The 16,670-nt window shown below is 73.1% G+C and carries 15 protein-coding genes; 4 read left to right on the top strand and 11 right to left on the bottom strand.

Annotated elements, in window-relative coordinates:
* Window positions 1-71 precede the first annotated feature (71 nt).
* The 6 genes from JAV76_RS03135 to JAV76_RS03110 all read right to left on the bottom strand — a co-directional run bounded on the left by JAV76_RS03135 (window position 72) and on the right by JAV76_RS03110 (window position 6,488).
* Window positions 72-791: an ABC transporter ATP-binding protein gene (locus JAV76_RS03135; protein ID WP_198732561.1), complete on the bottom strand. Its 720-nt coding sequence runs from the start codon at window positions 789-791 to the stop codon at window positions 72-74.
* Window positions 778-1,707, bottom strand: coding sequence for an ABC transporter ATP-binding protein (locus JAV76_RS03130; protein WP_198732560.1), 930 nt, complete (start codon window positions 1,705-1,707; stop codon window positions 778-780). The genes JAV76_RS03135 and JAV76_RS03130 overlap by 14 nt, the downstream gene beginning before the upstream one ends.
* Window positions 1,704-2,954, bottom strand: coding sequence for a branched-chain amino acid ABC transporter permease (locus JAV76_RS03125; protein WP_198732559.1), 1,251 nt, complete (start codon window positions 2,952-2,954; stop codon window positions 1,704-1,706). Before JAV76_RS03125 ends, JAV76_RS03130 begins: the two co-directional genes overlap by 4 nt.
* Window positions 2,951-4,003 (bottom strand): branched-chain amino acid ABC transporter permease, encoded by a 1,053-nt coding sequence (locus JAV76_RS03120; RefSeq protein ID WP_307843962.1) that lies wholly within the window; start codon window positions 4,001-4,003, stop codon window positions 2,951-2,953. The genes JAV76_RS03125 and JAV76_RS03120 overlap by 4 nt, the downstream gene beginning before the upstream one ends.
* A gap of 28 nt (window positions 4,004-4,031) precedes the next feature.
* Window positions 4,032-5,264 (bottom strand): branched-chain amino acid ABC transporter substrate-binding protein, encoded by a 1,233-nt coding sequence (locus JAV76_RS03115; RefSeq protein ID WP_198732558.1) that lies wholly within the window; start codon window positions 5,262-5,264, stop codon window positions 4,032-4,034.
* 201 nt (window positions 5,265-5,465) lie between these two features.
* Window positions 5,466-6,488: an alpha/beta fold hydrolase gene (locus JAV76_RS03110; RefSeq protein WP_198732557.1), complete on the bottom strand. Its 1,023-nt coding sequence runs from the start codon at window positions 6,486-6,488 to the stop codon at window positions 5,466-5,468.
* A 118-nt stretch (window positions 6,489-6,606) separates the two neighbouring features.
* Between JAV76_RS03110 and JAV76_RS03105 the strand changes: the two genes are divergently transcribed.
* Window positions 6,607-6,972 (top strand): GntR family transcriptional regulator, encoded by a 366-nt coding sequence (locus JAV76_RS03105; protein WP_198732556.1) that lies wholly within the window; start codon window positions 6,607-6,609, stop codon window positions 6,970-6,972.
* 19 nt (window positions 6,973-6,991) lie between these two features.
* On the opposite strand, the gene JAV76_RS03100 is transcribed toward JAV76_RS03105, so the two are convergent.
* Entirely contained in the window at window positions 6,992-7,984 is a 993-nt protein-coding gene (locus JAV76_RS03100) for an alpha/beta hydrolase (protein ID WP_198732555.1), read from the bottom strand.
* A gap of 80 nt (window positions 7,985-8,064) precedes the next feature.
* Complete coding sequence (locus JAV76_RS03095) at window positions 8,065-9,492, bottom strand: MFS transporter (protein ID WP_198732554.1); 1,428 nt, start codon at window positions 9,490-9,492, stop codon at window positions 8,065-8,067.
* Between the two features lie 134 nt (window positions 9,493-9,626).
* Between JAV76_RS03095 and JAV76_RS03090 the strand changes: the two genes are divergently transcribed.
* The 3 genes from JAV76_RS03090 to JAV76_RS03080 are packed head-to-tail and all read left to right on the top strand — an operon-like array spanning window position 9,627 to window position 12,488.
* Window positions 9,627-10,355 carry a hypothetical protein gene (locus tag JAV76_RS03090; protein WP_198732553.1) on the top strand — a complete coding sequence of 243 codons (729 nt, stop codon included), beginning with the start codon at window positions 9,627-9,629 and terminating at the stop codon, window positions 10,353-10,355.
* Window positions 10,352-11,809, top strand: a complete 1,458-nt coding sequence (locus JAV76_RS03085) for a sensor histidine kinase (RefSeq protein WP_307843961.1) — start codon at window positions 10,352-10,354, stop codon at window positions 11,807-11,809. The genes JAV76_RS03090 and JAV76_RS03085 overlap by 4 nt, the downstream gene beginning before the upstream one ends.
* On the top strand, window positions 11,787-12,488 hold the full coding sequence (locus JAV76_RS03080) for a response regulator transcription factor (RefSeq protein WP_198732552.1): 702 nt from the start codon (window positions 11,787-11,789) through the stop codon (window positions 12,486-12,488). Before JAV76_RS03085 ends, JAV76_RS03080 begins: the two co-directional genes overlap by 23 nt.
* A gap of 167 nt (window positions 12,489-12,655) precedes the next feature.
* Here JAV76_RS03080 and JAV76_RS03075 read toward each other — a convergent pair whose 3' ends face one another.
* The 3 genes from JAV76_RS03075 to JAV76_RS03065 are packed head-to-tail and all read right to left on the bottom strand — an operon-like array spanning window position 12,656 to window position 16,620.
* Window positions 12,656-13,864 carry a UDP-N-acetylmuramate dehydrogenase gene (locus tag JAV76_RS03075; RefSeq protein WP_198732551.1) on the bottom strand — a complete coding sequence of 403 codons (1,209 nt, stop codon included), beginning with the start codon at window positions 13,862-13,864 and terminating at the stop codon, window positions 12,656-12,658.
* Window positions 13,865-13,873: 9 nt separating this feature from the next.
* Complete coding sequence (locus tag JAV76_RS03070) at window positions 13,874-15,178, bottom strand: MFS transporter (protein ID WP_198732550.1); 1,305 nt, start codon at window positions 15,176-15,178, stop codon at window positions 13,874-13,876.
* Window positions 15,175-16,620: an MFS transporter gene (locus JAV76_RS03065; protein WP_198732743.1), complete on the bottom strand. Its 1,446-nt coding sequence runs from the start codon at window positions 16,618-16,620 to the stop codon at window positions 15,175-15,177. The genes JAV76_RS03070 and JAV76_RS03065 overlap by 4 nt, the downstream gene beginning before the upstream one ends.
* Window positions 16,621-16,670 lie beyond the last annotated feature (50 nt).

Here is a 16,670-nt window from a genome sequence, read left to right as displayed (position 1 = left end):
GCCATTGAACCACCGCCCGGTGACGCCCCGACGCGTGCCCGGGGCGTCACCGGGCGGTGGGGCGTCACCGCTCAGGCGACGCCGAGGTAGGCGTCCTTGATGGCCGGGTCGGCGAGGAGCTCCTTGCCCGGACCGGTGCGCACCACGGACCCGGTCTCCAGGACGTACGCCCGGTCGGAGCGCGAGAGCGCCTGCTGGGCATTCTGCTCCACGAGGAGCACCGTGGTGCCCTGGGCGTTGATCTCCGAGACGATCCGGAAGATCTGCTGGATGATCATCGGCGCGAGCCCCATGGACGGCTCGTCGAGGAGCAGCACCCTGGGACGTGCCATGAGAGCGCGGCCGATCGCGAGCATCTGCTGCTCGCCGCCGGACATCGTCCCGCCCAGCTGGGTGCGTCTCTCCGCGAGCCGCGGGAAGAGCTCGAAGACGCGGTCCACCGTCGCGTCGTGCTCGGCCCGGGACGCGAACGTCCGGGCGTAGCACCCCATCTCGAGGTTCTCCATGACGGTCATCCCAGCGAAGACGCCACGCCCCTCGGGTGCCTGGACGATCCCTTCCGCGACCCGCACGTGGGCCTTCATCCGAGTGATGTCCTGACCGTCGAAGACGATGCTGCCGGACGACAGGGGGCGGATCCCCGACACGGCCCGCATCGTGGTGGTCTTGCCCGCCCCGTTGGCCCCGATGAGGGTGACGAGCTCCCCGTCGTCGACGTGCAGGGTCACGCCGTGCAGGGCCTCGATGCGCCCGTAGGCGACCGTCATGTCCGTGATCTCAAGCAGTGGCATCGTCAGGGACTCCCAGGTAGGCGGCGACGACCGCCGGGTCGGCGGTCACCTCTTCGGGGGTGCCCTCCGCGATGACGCGCCCGAACTCGAGCACGACGATCCGGTCGGTGACGCCCCGCACGAGCCTCATGTCGTGCTCGATGAGCAGCACCGTGTACCCGTCGTCGCGGATCTGCCGGATGAGACCCATGAGGGCCTCCTTCTCCGCGGGGTTGAACCCCGCGGCCGGCTCGTCGAGGCACAGGAGCTTGGGCTCCGTGGCGAGGGCCCGGGCGATCTCGAGCCGACGCTGGTGCCCGTACGACAGGTTCCGCGCCTTCTCCGTGGCCATGGCACCGACCCCGACCAGCTCGAGCAGCGCCATGGCCCGCTCGATCCCCTCGCGCTCCTCACGGCGGTGCCGCCGTGAGCGCAGGAGGGCACCAGGCACCGACGTGGCGTGCCGGGCGTCCGTGCCGACCACCACGTTCTCCAGCGCAGTCATCTCGCCGAAGAGCCGGATGTTCTGGAACGTCCGGGCGATGCCCAGCCGCGTGATCTCGTGACGACGGTGCCGCCTGAGGGCCTGCCCATCGAGCACGACGCGACCGGACGTCGGCCGGTAGACCCCCGTCATGGCGTTGAAGCACGTGGTCTTGCCCGCCCCGTTGGGGCCGATGAGCCCGAGGATCTCGCCGCGACGGATGTCGAACGACACGTCGTCCACGGCGGTCAGACCGCCGAACCGGACGGTCACCCCCTCCATGCGCAGCAGCGGGGCGCCGACCGGGACGCGGATGCCGCGTCGGGCGGCGACGCGCTCCGCGACGAGGTCCGGGTCGGCGAGCGACGGGTCGACGTCCGCGACGTCGACCACCGCCGGTTCCTCGAGGCCACCACCGGGCAGGTCCGCCTCTCGGCGCTCGATGTCGCTCACGACCCCTCCTTCACGACGGGCTGAGTCGACGCGCGTCGAGCCGCCAGGTACAACGTCCTGCCGTACGCGAGGAGCTTCTGCCGCACCGGCAGCAGGCCCTGCGGCCGGAAGATCATGAGCACCATGAGTGCGATCCCGAAGAACAGGTAGCGCAGCTCCGCGATCCGTGTCCCGTCGATCGGCAGGCCGAGGATCTCGGTGCGGCCGAGGAAGAAGTTCGGCAGGTACACGATGAGGAACGCCCCGAGGATCACGCCGAGCTTGTTGCCCTGGCCGCCGAGGACCACCGCGCAGAGGAAGAGGACGGAGTTGATGACGTTGAAGTTCGTGGGGCTCACGAACTGCACCTGCCCCGCGTAGAGGGCGCCAGACATACCCCCGATCGACGCACCGATGACGAAGGCCCACAGCTTGAAGCGGAACGTCGGGACGCCCATGATCTCGGCGGCGTCCTCGTCCTCACGGATGGCCACCCACGAGCGTCCCACCCGGGAGCGCTCGAGGTTCCCCACGAGCAGGAGGACCACGACGATGAGCACGAGGCTCGTCCAGTACCACCAGACGCCCGACGTGAGGACGCCCGACCCCGACCCGGCGGAGAACACGCCGTTGGGGTTCGCGTCGGACTCGCCCAGGCGCGGGTAGGCGACCTGCGCCAGGCCTCGGCCGCCCCCGGTGACCTCGTCGAGGTTGTCGGCGAGGAGACGGACGATCTCACCGAAACCCAGGGTGACGATAGCGAGGTAGTCGCCCCGCAGACGCAGGGTCGGGGACCCGAGGACCAGGCCCGACACCGCCGTGACGGCGACCGCCACCGGGAGCGCGGCGAGCCACGCCCAGTCCTGCGACAACCACCCGTCGACCCCCATCTGGTTCCAGGGGCTCGCTGGGCTCGTGAGAATGGCCACCGTGTAGGCGCCGATGGCGTAGAACCCGATATACCCGAGGTCGAGGAGACCCGCCTGCCCCACGACGACGTTGAGACCGATCGCGATGAGGGCGTACATCCCGAACTGCGCCAGGACGGCGCCGAAGCTCGTCCCCACGGTGGTGAGGACGGGGATCTGCAGGACGGGCAGGAGGGCGACGAGGAGGATGAAGGGAACCCCCAGGGCCCACTGGGTGGGCCGGGCCAGGGCGTCCCACCAGAGGCGGAGGGCGTCACCGACACCCCCGTGCGGGCGCCGCCCGGTGGGGGTGGACGTCGGGGTGCCGGTCCGGGAGCCGGTCGGTGCGTCGGTGCTCATGCGCGGGCCCTCCCGAGCGACTCGCCGAGGATCCCCGTCGGGCGGACCATGAGCACGCCGATGAGGAGCGCGAAGGCGACGACGTCGCGCCACTCCGTCCCGAGGAGCACCTGCCCGTAGTTCTCCATGACCCCGAGGAGGAGCCCACCGAGGAGGGCGCCGCGCAGGTTGCCGATGCCGCCGAGCACCGCGGCGCAGAAGGCCTTGATGCCGAGGATGAACCCGCCCGAGTAGATGATGCCGTTGGGGACGCGCAGCGTGTAGAGCAGCGCGGCGGCACCGGCGAGGAGCCCGCCGACGAGGAACGTCAGCATGATGATCCGTTCACGGGAGACACCCATGAGCGTCGCCGTCACCGGGTCCTGCGCGACGGCGCGGATCCCCCGACCGAACTTGGTCCGGTTGATGAAGGTGTCCGTCGCGAGGGCGAGCACGAGCGCGGAGACGATGATGATGATCGTCACGTTGGTCACCGTCGCGGAGCCGATGGTGAGCTGCGGCACCGGCTCGACGAGCCGGATGGGCTGCTGGGCGTTGACCCCGCCGAGCGACCCGCCCGTGACCTTCGGGAGCACGAAGTGGACGATCTCCTGGAGGACGAACGACGCCCCGATGGCGGTGATGAGGAAGACGAGCGGGCCTGCCCCCCGCGCCCGGAGCGGGCGGTAGGCCACGCGTTCGAGGCCCACCGCCACGCCGCCGGAGACGGCCATCCCGCCCACCATCGCCACCCCGAGGTACACGACGGTCATCGCGATACCCAGGTCGTAGGCGTTCCCGCTGGGCCCGAAGCCGAGGAGCATGAGCATCGCGTACTGGCCGAACATGCCGAGCATGAAGACCTCCGAGTGCGCGAAGTTGATGAGCCGCAGCACCCCGTAGACGAGGGTGTAGCCGACGGCCACGAGTGCGTACACGGACCCGTAGGTGAGCCCGTCCACGGTGAGCGCCCAGAAGTTGCGGGCCAGGGCGCCGGTGTCGAACCCGATGAGCGGCTCGGCGACGACGTCCGCCGCCAGGAGCGCGGCGTGGAGGTGTTCTCCGGTCACGAGGATGTCCTTCGACTGGGGGTCGGGCTCACTTGACGGAGTAGATCCAGATGAGCGCGTCGCTCAGCTCGCCCGTGTCGTCCCACATGTAGCTGCGTGCCAGCCCCTCACCCTCGTAGCCGGCGACGAACTCGAGGAGCGACGCGCGGTCGGTGGCCCCGGAGTCGACACCGCGGAGCAGGATGGTCATGAGGTCGTACCCCTCGGTGGAGTACACGCCCGGGGCCTGCCCGTGCATCTCCTCGTACTCGGCGGCGAACTCCTCGGGTGCGGGGCCGCACGGGCAGGACAGGACGGCGCCCTCGGACGAGGACCCCGCCTGGGAGACGAACTGCGGGTCGTTGACGCCGTCGGCAGACACTAAGGGCGTCTCGACACCGGCGTCGCGCAGCTGCTGGACGAACGGCGCGGCCTCCGCGTAGTAGCCCGCGAAGAACACGGCGTCCGCCTCGGAGCCGCTGATGAGCTGGACGCCCGCCGCGAAGTCCTTGTCCCCGGTCTTCACCTCGGTGCTGCACGACTCGTCGGCGGCGTCCCCGAGACCGCCGACGATCTCCTCGGCGAGCCCGATGCCGTAGTCGGAGTTGTCGGAGACGACGCACACGGCCTCGTAACCGAGGGTGTCGACCATGTACCGCGCCACGGCGGGACCCTGCACGGCGTCGTTGGCGAGGCCGCGGTAGAAGGTGTCCCACCCGTTGGTGGTGAGGTCGGGGTTGGTGGCCGACGCGGACAGGGACAGCAGGCCCGCCTGGTGGAACACGTCACCGGTGGCCTTGGTCTCCCCGGAGAACGCGGGACCGAGGAGCCCGATGACGCTCTCGTCCCCGACGATCTGCGGCGCCACCTGGGTCGCCTTCTGGGGGTCTCCCTCGGTGTCGAAGGGCGTGATCGCCACCTGGCAGTCGGCGTTGGCCTCGTTGTGCTTCTCGAGGGCGACCTGGGCCCCGTAGAGGATGTTCTGCCCGAGAGCGGCGTTGGGCCCGGTGAGGGCGCCCGCGAGCGCGATCGTCACCGGGTCGCACACGGCGCTGCCGTCCCCGGCGGGGTCGGCCGGCTCCCCCGCACCGTCGGCGGCGACCTCGGCGCCGGTGGTGTCGATCTGCACGTCGGCGACGATGGCGAGCTCGTCGGCGGTGCCGCCGGAGCTCGCGTCGGCGGCGGTGCCGCCGGCGGTCTTCTGGCTGCAGCCGGTGAGGGCGAGGGCCGCGGCGAGGGCGACTGCCGCGCCTGTCGTGGCGCGGTGGGACGGGAGACGCATGGGAACCTCCGACGTTGGGCGTCGTCCCTCCTGGGGACGGTGCGACCGGTGTGCCCGACGGGCCTCCAGGCCCGCGGTGCCCCGAACACTGTCAGCGGTGTGTTTCCCCGAAGGACGTGTGACGTTGCTCACCCGTTACGGGATCCTCACGGTTCGGGTGTCCCCTCCCGTCCCGTCCCCCGCGGCCCTTCGCGCGCGTGCTCAGCGCGGTCGCGGAGCGCCCCAGAACCGGTCGAGGACCTCAGCCGTCGCGGCAGGCTGCTCCTCGGCGGGGCAGTGCCCTGCCCCGGCGATGATCTCGTAGCCACCACCGAGGACCTCGGCCATCTGCGCCTGCCACTCCTGCGGCCAGGCGGTGTCGGTCTCACCGTGTGCGACGAGGGTCCGCAGACCGGTCGCCCGGAGGTCCTCCGTCCGGTCGTCGGCGTCCCACAGGACGTGGACGATGCCCCTCAGGGAGTCCGTCGACGTCCTCTCGGCACGGAGCCTGCGGTACGCGACGTACGGCTCGAGCTCTGCGGGGTCGGTGTCCACGTGGTCCGGGAAGTCCCGCGCCCACACCCCCAGCGACCCCTGGTCGTCGAGGAGGGCGAGCATCTGCTCGCGGCCGCTCCCCCACCCGCGCGGTCCCGAGCACAGGAGGACGACGTCGAGGAAGGCGTCGGGGCGTGCCAGGGCCGCCGCGCGCGCCACGAGACCACCGAAGCTGTGGCCGACGAGGTGCACGGGTTCCCCCGCGCCCACCACGGCCGCGACCTGGAGGACGTCGCCAGCGAAGTCCTCGAGCCGGTACGCGTCGACCCCCTCCGGGGCGACCGAGTCCGCCTGGCCGCGCTGGCTGTACGCCCACGTGTCCCACCCGGACGCGGCGAGGAGCGGGACGAGGGGCGCGAAGTCCTCCTTGGACCCGGTGAAGCCGGGCACGAGGAGCACCGTGCCTCGGGGCGCGCCGACCGGTGCGGCGTGCAGGGCGGTGAGCTCACCGGCCAGGGTCCGCACCGTCACCGGGTCCACGCCCGCGGGGAGCGGGACGGGTCCGAACGCCTCTCCGGCACGCACGAGGACACCGGGGTCGACCGGGCCGTCGGTGCTCACGGTCTCGGCCGGGGCGACGAGCGCGGCGGCCGGGTCGGTGGCAGCGAGGGCCTCGGAGACCTCGGACGGGGCCGGAGCGGCAGGGCGGGCCGGTCCGGACGGGTGTGGGTGCGTGCGGTTCGTGCTCATGGTCGTCGACCCTACGACCCGTGCCCGGGACACCCGTACCAGGACCTGCCGAGGTGGGGACTCCTCCCCATCCCGGGACGTGTGCCGCTCGGCACACCACCGGACCTAGGCTTGCCGGGTGGACCCCACCCAGATCACCGTCGACCCCGCCTCCGACGTGCCGCCGTACGAGCAGGTCCGCACCCGGGTCGTCGACCTCGTCGCGTCGCAGGAGCTGCGGGTGGGCGACCGCCTGCCACCCATCCGGGCGCTCGCCTCTGCGCTCGGCGTGGCGGCGGGCACCGTGGCACGCGCGTACCGGGAGCTCGAGGCCGCGGGCGTCGTCGAGACCCGGGGGCGCGCGGGCACCGTGGTCGCCGGGACTGCCGTCACCGCCCGCGCGCGCCTGGAGCAGGCCGCACGAGCCTTCGCCGACCAGGTGCGGGACACCGGCCTGCCGGAGGAGGAGCTCGTCGACGCCGTCCGGACCGCGCTGCAGGCCTGACCGTCCGCCGTGCGGGCGGTCAGCGCGTGAGCCCGAACCGTTCACCCACCCAGTCGGACACGGCCCGGAAGTACGCGGAGCGTGCGGGCTCGGCGGACAGCGCGAGGTCATGGATGCCGTCCTCCACCTGGACGACCGTGACGTCCCGCCCCAGGGCGGGCGCGCGGGCCACGATGTGCCGGACGTCGAGGACGGCGTCGACCCGCCCCAGGTCCGGGTTGTCGGGCCGGTTGACTCCGCTGCGCGTCGAGCAGCACACGAGGACCGGGCAGTCGAGGTCGAGCCCGGCGGCCAGCCGGGCGTGCCCCGCACGGATGGCCCGCAACCACCCGGCGAGCACCCCGAAACCCTCGGGAGGTTTGAGGGCGAGGTCGTACTCCCACTCGCCTCCCCCCTCCCGGTGCAGCGTCCGCGAGTACTCCGACGGCCCGGACTGCAGGACGACGTACCTGGCGCGCCGGCCGACGACGTCGAGCACCGCGGTGCTCACGACGCGGTCGAACCAGGGGCGGTTGAGGTCGAACCACGGGCTGTTGAGGACCAGGCCGTCGACCGTCGCGCGGCCCGTCGCGCTGTGCGCCCACAAGGACACGAGCAGGCCACCGGTCGAGTGCCCCATGAGCAGGAGGCGCGAGTACCCGAGCTCGTCGCGCAGGACCGCCGTCGCCGCCGCGAGGTCCTCCCCGTACTCGCGGAGGTCGTCGCAGTAGTTGGGCGTCTGGTGGTCCCGCAGCGAGCGCCCGTACGCGCGCAGGTCGATCGCGTAGAGGTCGACGCCGTGGTCCGCCCACTCCTGGGCGAGGTGGGCCTGGAAGAAGTAGTCGGCGAAGCCGTGGACGTAGAGCACGGCCGTGCGTCCGGCGGGGACCGGTGGGACGGGTGCTGCGTCGTCCCCGCGTCGCCGCGTGACGAGGGTCGCGACGACCGGTCCGCGCTCGTCGGGACGGAGCTCGAGGGTCCGGGCCACCCACGGGTCGCCGAGGACGTCGGGGAACCAGGGGGTGGCACTCATGCCATCGAGTCTGGCAGAAGGGCCGCGGCGTGGAGGGCCGGGCCGCTCGAGGGGTGCCGGGAGGCGCTGCGGCGGGCTCGTCAGGGCAGGAGGTCCGCGGGCGGTCGACGGTCGGCGCGGGGGTGGACGTCCCCGACCCGGACCGGCAGGAGGAGCACGAGCCCGAGGGCGAGGACCACGACGAGCCCGAGGATCCCCCAGTGCTGCTCCCCCAGCACTGCGATGCTCAGGGAGAAGGCGCCCGGTGCGAGGAAGCTCGCGGCCCGACCGGTCGTGGCGTACAGGCCGAACATCTCGCCCTCCCGCCCCGGGGGCGTCAGCCGGGCGAGCAGGGCGCGGCTCGCGGACTGGGCCGGCCCCACGAACACGCACAGGGCGAGCCCGAAGACCCAGAAGACCGTCGGTCCGCCGTCGTGGAGGACGAGGACGACGACCGCCGCCGCGATCATCCCGCAGAGGGAGGCGACGATGACGGGCTTGCCGCCCACCCGGTCCTCGACGTACCCGGTGACGACGGTGGCGAGCCCGGCGACGACGTTCGCCACGATCGCGAAGACGATGACGCCGCTCGCGGAGAAGCCGAACGTCACCGACGCGATGATCCCGCCGAACGTGAAGACCCCGGCGAGGCCGTCGCGGAACACGGCGCTCGCGAGGAGGAACCGGACGGTGCGGCGGTCGGTGCGCCACAGCACGGCGACGTCGCGCGCGAGCGCCCGGTAGGACTCGACGATGCTGCGGCGCGCCCGCTCGCGGCTCGCGGGGACCTCGGGGACGGCCCGCAGCACGGGGACGGCGAAGACCGCGAACCACACCGCGGAGAGCAGCACGCTCACCCGCACGTCGAGACCGTTCTCGCCGGTGACCCCGAACCACCCCACGTCGGGGTCGATGAACCCCACGAAGAGCACGAGCAGGAGGACGATCCCGCCGAGGTAGCCGGCGCCCCAGCCGATCCCGCTCACCTTGCCCAGCGTCGCCGGGGTGGAGACCTGGGAGATCATCGCGTTGTAGCCCACGGAGGCGAGCTCGAAGAAGATGTTGCCGAGGGACAGCAGGACGATCCCGAGGACGAGGTTCTGCTCGAGCGCGGCGGGGTCGGGGGTGACGAGGAACATCGCGGCGGTGAGGACCACCACGACGGCGGTGTTGATGCCGAGCCACAGGCGGCGCCGGCCCGTGTCGTCCGAACGCGACCCGAGGACCGGGGCGAGGAGGGCGATGAGGAGACCCGCGGCGGCGATCCCCCAGCCGAGCCATGCGGAGTGGTCGGCGAGGACGCCGTCGAGGACGGCCTGCGCCGCGGACCCGTCGCCCCCGGCCTCGGCCGCCCGGACGACGTCCGGGTCCACGAAGTCGCTGCTGGTGATCCACCGGGTGAACACGAAGGTGGTGACCACGGCGTTGAACGCCGCCGATCCCCAGTCCCATGCGGCCCAGGCGGCCACCGCTCGGCGGCCCGGACGGACGGAGGACTGGTCGCGGACGTCGTCGCGGAGGGTCGTCACGGGTCAAGTGTGGCTGGGCGGGACGGGTTTGTCTCCCCCCTCCAGGTCGCTCCCCGCACGTCCGGCGTGTCACGTCCGGCCTCTCTCCACCGTTCTGTCGGGATCGTCCGGGTGATCTGTCGGATACTTGTCGGATGACGACAGCCCGCCGCGTGCTCGGCGCCTCCTGCGCCGTCCTCGTCGTGTGGATCGCCGCGGCCGGCTCCTGGGAGCTGGTGACCCACGACCGGGGACCGGTCGACCTCGGGGCCGCGGTCTCGCTGGACCCTCCGCCGCCGGACCCGACCGCCTCCGCCCGGCCCAGCACCGGCCCGAGCACCCCCGGCGGCCCGGGACCGACCGTCGACCGCCCCCGCACGGTCTCGCCGGGACCACCCGCAGCCCGACCGACCCCGACACCCTCGACGCGTCCCCCGGCCGGGAACCCGCCCGGTCCGGCGCCCGACCCCGGTCCGCCCGTCCACGCACGACCCGCGGCACCACCGAGGGTGCCACCCCCGGTCGACGGCACCACCGGCCGCGACCCGGCCCCGCCCACCGGGCCACCGCCGACGAGCACCCCGACGCCCCAGCCCCCGGCGTCGACACCCACCGACCCTCCGGTGCCCCTGCGGCCCACCATGGTGGCCGCACCGGACCACGGTCTGCCCGACGCCCCACCGCGCCCGGCGGCCCTCCCCACCGAGCCACCTCCCACCCTGTGGTTCAGCCGGTGGATCCCGTCCCTCGAACCGGACGACGCCCCCGAGGGACCGGGCGGGACCGCCGACGAGCCGGACACGGAGGGCGCCGAGACGGTCGAGGACCTCCACGACCGCCCGTCCGAGGACGACACCGACACCACCGGCGGAAGCACCCGGTGAGGAGCACCGTCAGGGCACGCGTGCTCGCCGCCATGCTCGTCCTGTGCGCCCTCGGCCTCCTCATCGCAGGGATCACCGCCTACGCCCTCGAGCGTCGCAAGGTCGACACACGCATCGACGACTCGTTGTCCCGCTCGGTGACCTCCTTCCGGGACCTCGCCGCCGCCGGGCGCGACCCGGAGAGCGGCGAGCCCTTCGCCAGCGCCGCGGCGCTCGTCCACGTCGCCATCCAGCGCAGCATCCCCGCCCGCACCGAGGGCATGCTCGGCTACGCGCAGGGTGCGGTCCGCTGGTACGCGCCGAGCGCCGTGCGGGTCCGTCTCGAGGACGACCCCGAGCTCGTCCGGCAGATCGACGCGGTCCAGGCCGACCCGTCGGTGATGATCCGCACCGCGAGGACCTCGAAGGCCGAGTACCGCTACGTCGCGGTCCCGGTGGTCCTCGGGCCCGACGACTCGGGTGCCCTCGTCCTGGCGTTCGACCGCAGTGCCGAGCTCGACGCCCTGGGCGACACCTTCCGGACGTACGCGGCCGTGGCCGCCGTGTCCCTCGTGCTCATCGGCATCGCCGGGTGGCTCGTCGCCGGCCGCTTCCTCGCACCCATCCGGCGCCTGCGCGACACGGCACGCACCGTGTCCGAGTCTGACCTCACCGCGCGGATCCCCGTGCGGGGCAACGACGACCTCTCCGACCTGACACGGACGTTCAACGACATGGTGGAACGCCTCGAGGCCTCCTTCGTGTCCCAGCGTCGCCTCCTCGACGACGTGAGCCACGAGCTCCGCACCCCGCTGACCATCGTCGCCGGGCACCTGGAGGTCATGGACCCGGGCGACCCGGAGGACGTCGTGAGCACCCGGGAGATCGCCTTCGACGAGATCGCCCGCATGGACCGGCTGGTCCACGACCTCATGACGCTCGCCACGGCCGACCGACCCGACTTCGTCCGACGGGAGAGCACCCACCTGGGGCGCCTCACCGACGACGTCCTCGACAAGGCCCGCGCCCTCGGGGCGCGACGCTGGGTCGTCGAGGCGCGCGCCGAGGCCGTCCTCGACGTCGACCCGCAGCGCATCACCCAGGCGTGGCTCCAGCTCGCGTCCAACGCGGTGCGCCACTCGTCCGAGGGGTCGCGGATCGGGCTGGGGTCGTCCCTCGACGGGGACACCGCACGGTTCTGGGTGCGCGACGAGGGAGTCGGGGTCCCGCAGGACGAGGTCGGACGGATCTTCGACCGGTTCTCACGGGGCACGGCGGCGCCCGGTGCGGGTCGCACGGGCGGGGCCGGTCTCGGGCTCGCCATCGTCGCCGCGATCGCCTCCGCCCACGGGGGCGCCGCCTCCGTGCGGTCGACGGAGGGCAAGGGGTCCACCTTCACCATCACCGTGCGGGCACCGCAGCCCGTCGGCACCGAACGGACGAGAGGTACCGATGAGCAGGATCCTGATCGCTGAGGACGAAGGACGGATCGGCGAGTTCGTCAGCAAGGGGCTCCGCGCCGCCGGGCACGTCCCGTCCGTCGTCGGCACCGGTCGTGAGGCTCTCGACGGAGCCGCGAGCGGCACGTTCGACCTCCTCGTCCTCGACCTGGGGCTCCCCGACGAGGACGGCTTCACCGTCCTCCGGCGCCTGCGCCAGGGCGGCAGCTCGCTCCCCGTGATCATCCTCACGGCCCGCAGCTCCGTCGCCGACACCGTCGCGGGCCTCGAGGGCGGCGCCGACGACTACATGGCGAAGCCGTTCCGCTTCGAGGAGCTCCTCGCCCGGATCCGCCTACGCCTGCGCTCCGAGCCCGACACGTCCGCCGAGCCGACCGTCCTCACGCACGGCGGCCTCTCCCTCGACCTGCGCACACGTCGGGCCCACGTCGACGAAGGACGGGAGGTCGAGCTCTCGGCGCGGGAGTTCGGGCTCGCGGAGGCCTTCCTGCGCAACCCGGAGCAGGTGCTCAGCAGGGAGCAGCTGCTGTCCATGGTGTGGGGCTACGACTTCGATCCCGGCTCGAACGTCGTGGACGTGTACGTGCGCTACCTGCGCAACAAGCTCGGGGCGCACCGCTTCATGACGGTGCGCGGCATGGGATACCGGCTCGTCACGGGCGACGCGTCGTCACCGGCGCGACCGGGACCGTGACTTCTCCCCCACGGTCCCGGTCGCGGCCGGTCACGACCACCGCAGCGCAGCCCGGTGGCGGGGCCACGGGGCACGTCGCGCACAACGCCGGGCCCGCGTCGGGCGTGCTGCGCCCACAGCGTGCCGCCCGTTCATGAAGGCTCGAGGAGCCGACGATGAGAGAACTCTCAGAGAGCGGTGCCGACGAGCACGGGTTCGGGGACCAGCTCGATCCCGAACTCCTGCAGGACCCCGTCGCGGACCTGCCTGGCGAGCCGCACGACGTCGCTCGACGTCGCCGAGCCACGGTTCGTCAGGGCGAGGGTGTGCTTGGTCGAGAGCGTCGCCGGGCTGTCGGGGCCGTCCACCCCGTACCCCTTGGTGAACCCGGCGTGCTCGATGAGCCACGCCGCGGACGTCTTCACGAGGCCTTCGTCGACCGTGCCGAGGCTGGGCCCCGTGGTGGTGACGGGTGAGGCGGTGCGCACGGGGAACCGGGGGGCGCCCTCCGGCAGTGCGCCGGCGAGGTCCGCGGGCACGACGGGGTTGGTGAAGAAGGACCCTGCGCTCCACCGGTCGTGGTCGGGACGGTCGGGGTCGTCGAGGAGCATCCCCTTCCCGCCGCGCAGCTCGAGGACGGCCGCACGGACGTCGGCCGTGTCCGCGCGCGCCCCGACCTCGACGCCGAGCCGACGGGCGAGCTCCGGGTAGGCGACGGGGACGGAGAGGCTCCCGAGGCGCATCTGCAGGCTCACCTCGAGCACGACGTACCGGGGCGTCGGGTACCAGGGCGCCCGCGGGTCGTCGGTGTGGCCCGGCCCGTCGTCCGCGACGAGCTGGGTGGTGCGCTTGAGCATGGACGTCCGGTACCCGAAGGCGAGGTCCACGAGCGACAGGGTGCGGATCCGCGACTCCCCACGGTCCCAGGCGCGCACCGTGGCGACGGTGCCGGAGATCTCCTGCCCGTACGCGCCGATGTTCTGCACGGGTGCCGCGCCGACCGTCCCGGGGATGCCGGAGAGGGCCTCGATGCCGACCCACCCGTTGTCGACGGCCTCCGCCACGAGGTCGTCCATGACGTGCCCGGCCGGGACGGTGATGTTCGCACCCCCGCAGGCGTCGTCGCTCGAGACCTCCACGCCGCGACGCAGGTCGCGGACCACGACACCGCCGAAGCCCTCGTCGGCGACGAGGAGGTTGGACCCTCCGCCGAGGACGAGCACGGGATCGCCCGCGTCGTCCGCTGCGCGCAGAACGTCGACGAGCTCGGCCTCGGTGGTGGTCTCCACGTAGGTGTCGATCTCCCCGCCGACGCGCAGCGTCGTGAGGTCGGCGAACGTCGGCTCGGTGAGGGGGTCGTGTCGCGGTGCGGTGCGCGCGGTCGTCTCGTCGGTCACGCCGCCAGCCTAGTTGGCGACCGCGTCGAGCGAGCGCTCGGCGGGCGGGGCGGCCGCGGCGCGCGCGAAGAGCAGCCCGAGCACGACGGGGACCGCGATGGCGAGGAGGGCGTGCCGGTACCCGATGTGGTCGGCGAGCTCCCCGAGCACGGGCGGTCCGGCGAAGAACGCCGTGTACCCGATGGTGGAGACGACGCTCAGCCGGGCGGCGGCGTGCCGGGGGTCGTCGCTCGCGGCGCTCATCCCCACGGGGAACCCGAGAGCGGCCCCGCAGCCCCAGAGGACGACGCCCACGAGCGCGAGCGGGAGCCAGGGCACGAGCCCGAAGATGCCCAGACCGACGAGTGCGAGCGCCGCGGAGAGGCGCAGGACCGCGACCCGGCCGTACCGGTCGAGGAGGGCCGTCCCGAGCAGCCGCATCCCGGTCATGGCGGTGAGGAACACGCCGAGGCCGACGGCGCCGGCCGTGTGGGAGGCGTCGAAGCCGTCGACGACCGCGATGCTCAGCCAATCGTTCGCAGCGCCCTCCGTGAGCGCGGCGGCGAGGACCACGAGACCGATGAGCAGGGTGCGCGGCTCGAGCCACGCCCCGAACGGATTGGGTCGGCCGTCAGCGGCACCGACGGCTCCGACGGTGCCACCAGTGCCGGCGGCCCCGGCGGCCAGCGCCGGGTCGGCGGACGGTCCCGCGTCGTCCGCCGCGGTCTCGACCGCGGTCGCCTCCGCGTCGGGCAGGACGTGCCGGAGGGCGAGGAGGACGAGCACGAGCGCGACGAGGACCGCGGTGCCCACGTGCGCGACGAGGGAGACGTCGAGCGCGGAGGCGACGGCCCCGAGCCCGGCGCCGGCCATGGTCCCGAAGGAGAAGCTCGCGTGGAAGCGGGGCATGATCGAGCGACCGAGCCGCTGCTCGACGGCCGCGCCCTCGAGGTTCATGGCGGCGTCCCACACCCCGATCCCCACCCCCGAGAGGAAGAGCGCGACGAGGGTCACGGGGAGCGACCCCTCGGTGACGCCCCACGCCGCGCCCGCGAAGCCCACGACGTTCACCGCCGCGAACCCGCCGATCGCCCGGCGGGCACCGAAGCGCTGCACGATCCAGCCGGACAGGGGCAGCGAGAGGAGCGACCCGACGGCGGCGACGAGCATGAGCCGCCCCATCTCCGCGGGCGAGAACCCCAGGAGGTCGCGCACGAGGGGGATGCGGGACGCCCAGTTGGCGAAGTTGAACCCGCTGAGGAAGAAGATCGCGTAGACGGCGCGGACCGCGGCACGGAGCACGGGATCCCCGGCGGTCGTCTTCGGCGTGGTCATGGCTTCTCCGGGTCGGTGGGGTCGGTGAGGTCGGTGGGAACGGTGGGGACCGTCGTGGTCGCGACCGCGATCTCGACGTCGCGGACGGCCTCGGCCTCGTCGACCGCCTGTGCGTGCTCCGACGGGTGCGAGGCGGCCGCGGGCTCCGGCGTCTCCCTGGCGACGTGCCTGGAGAGCAGGACGCTGGCGACCATGGCGACCACGATCGACGTCAGGGCGAGCCGCTCGCCCACGTGCTCGGCGGCGAAGCCGAGGAGGGGCGGCGCGGCGAGCGAGGCCATGGACGCGAAGGCCGAGACGACGGACACGCGGGCGGCCGCCCGGAGCGGGTCGTCGGACGCGGCGGCGATCCCCAGGGGGACGGCGAGCGCAGCACCCGCTCCCCACATGAGCACCCCGGCGCAGGCGAGCGGGAAGCTGGGTGCGAACCCGAAGAGCAGGAGGCCGACGATGGACACCGCGCCGGAGAGGCGCAGGACGGCGACCCGTCCGAGGCTGTCGATGAGACGGGTGCCGAGGAGCCGTACGAGCGTCATCGCGGTGACGAACCCGCCGAAGACGAGCGCCCCGACGGACTCCGTGCGTCCGAAGTCGTTGACGACGGCGAGGTTGAGCCAGTTGTTCGCGGACCCCTCGGAGAGGGCGGCCGCGAGCACGACGACGCCGACGTAGAGGGTGCGCGGCTCGCGCCACGCGCCGAGCGCGGCACCGAGGCGGGCGGTCCGGGCGGACATGGCGGCGCGCGCGCCCGTGGTCCCGGGCTCGGGGACGACGACGCCGGCGCGGATCTCGGCCCGGCGGACGCGGGCGGTGCGTGCGTCGACGGCGCGGTCCCAGCGGACCTCGTCGGACAGGTGGGTGTCGAGGATGACGTGCGGGATGCTCAGGAGGCGCCACACGGTGGCGACCACGCCGGTGACGGTGAACTGGACGAGGAGGGAGACGTCGGCTGCGGCGCACGCGGCCCCGACGAGGGACCCGAGGACGGCTCCGATGGAGAACGCCGCGTGGAACTGCGAGAGCACCGCGCGGCCCATGCGTCGCTCGACGGCGGCGGTCTCGACGTTCTGGGGCACGTTGGTGATGGCGACCGAGGCGCCGTTGAGGAAGATGCCGACGGCGAGGACGGGCACTGACCCGATGGCGGGGCCGAGGCCCTCGAGGACGAACGAGACGAGGATGCCCAGGGCTCCGACGGTGAGGACGGCGCGGCCGCCGAACCGTTGGACGAGCCCGCCGGCGAGGGTGACGGCGATGAGGGAGCCGACGGCCCCGGCGAGGAGGACGAGGCCGAGCTCGCTGGAGGAGAGGCCGAGCGCCTCGCGGACGGACGGGAGCCGGGCGAGCCAGCTGGAGATGCTCATGCCGAGCAGGAGGAAGAGCCCGAGGAGTCCGACGCGCGCGCGGTGGACCTTCTGCTCGGGGGTGGTCGAGGCCGTGATGGGTGGTTCCTTCCGAGAGTCTTCGAATCGATTCGATACCCCGCGCTGAT

This window comes from Sanguibacter suaedae (assembly GCF_016342785.1).
Taxonomy (GTDB): Bacteria; Actinomycetota; Actinomycetes; order Actinomycetales; family Cellulomonadaceae; genus Sanguibacter; species Sanguibacter suaedae.
The sequence above is the reverse complement of the archived record's forward strand: the minus strand, read 5'-3'. Positions and strand labels throughout refer to the sequence as shown.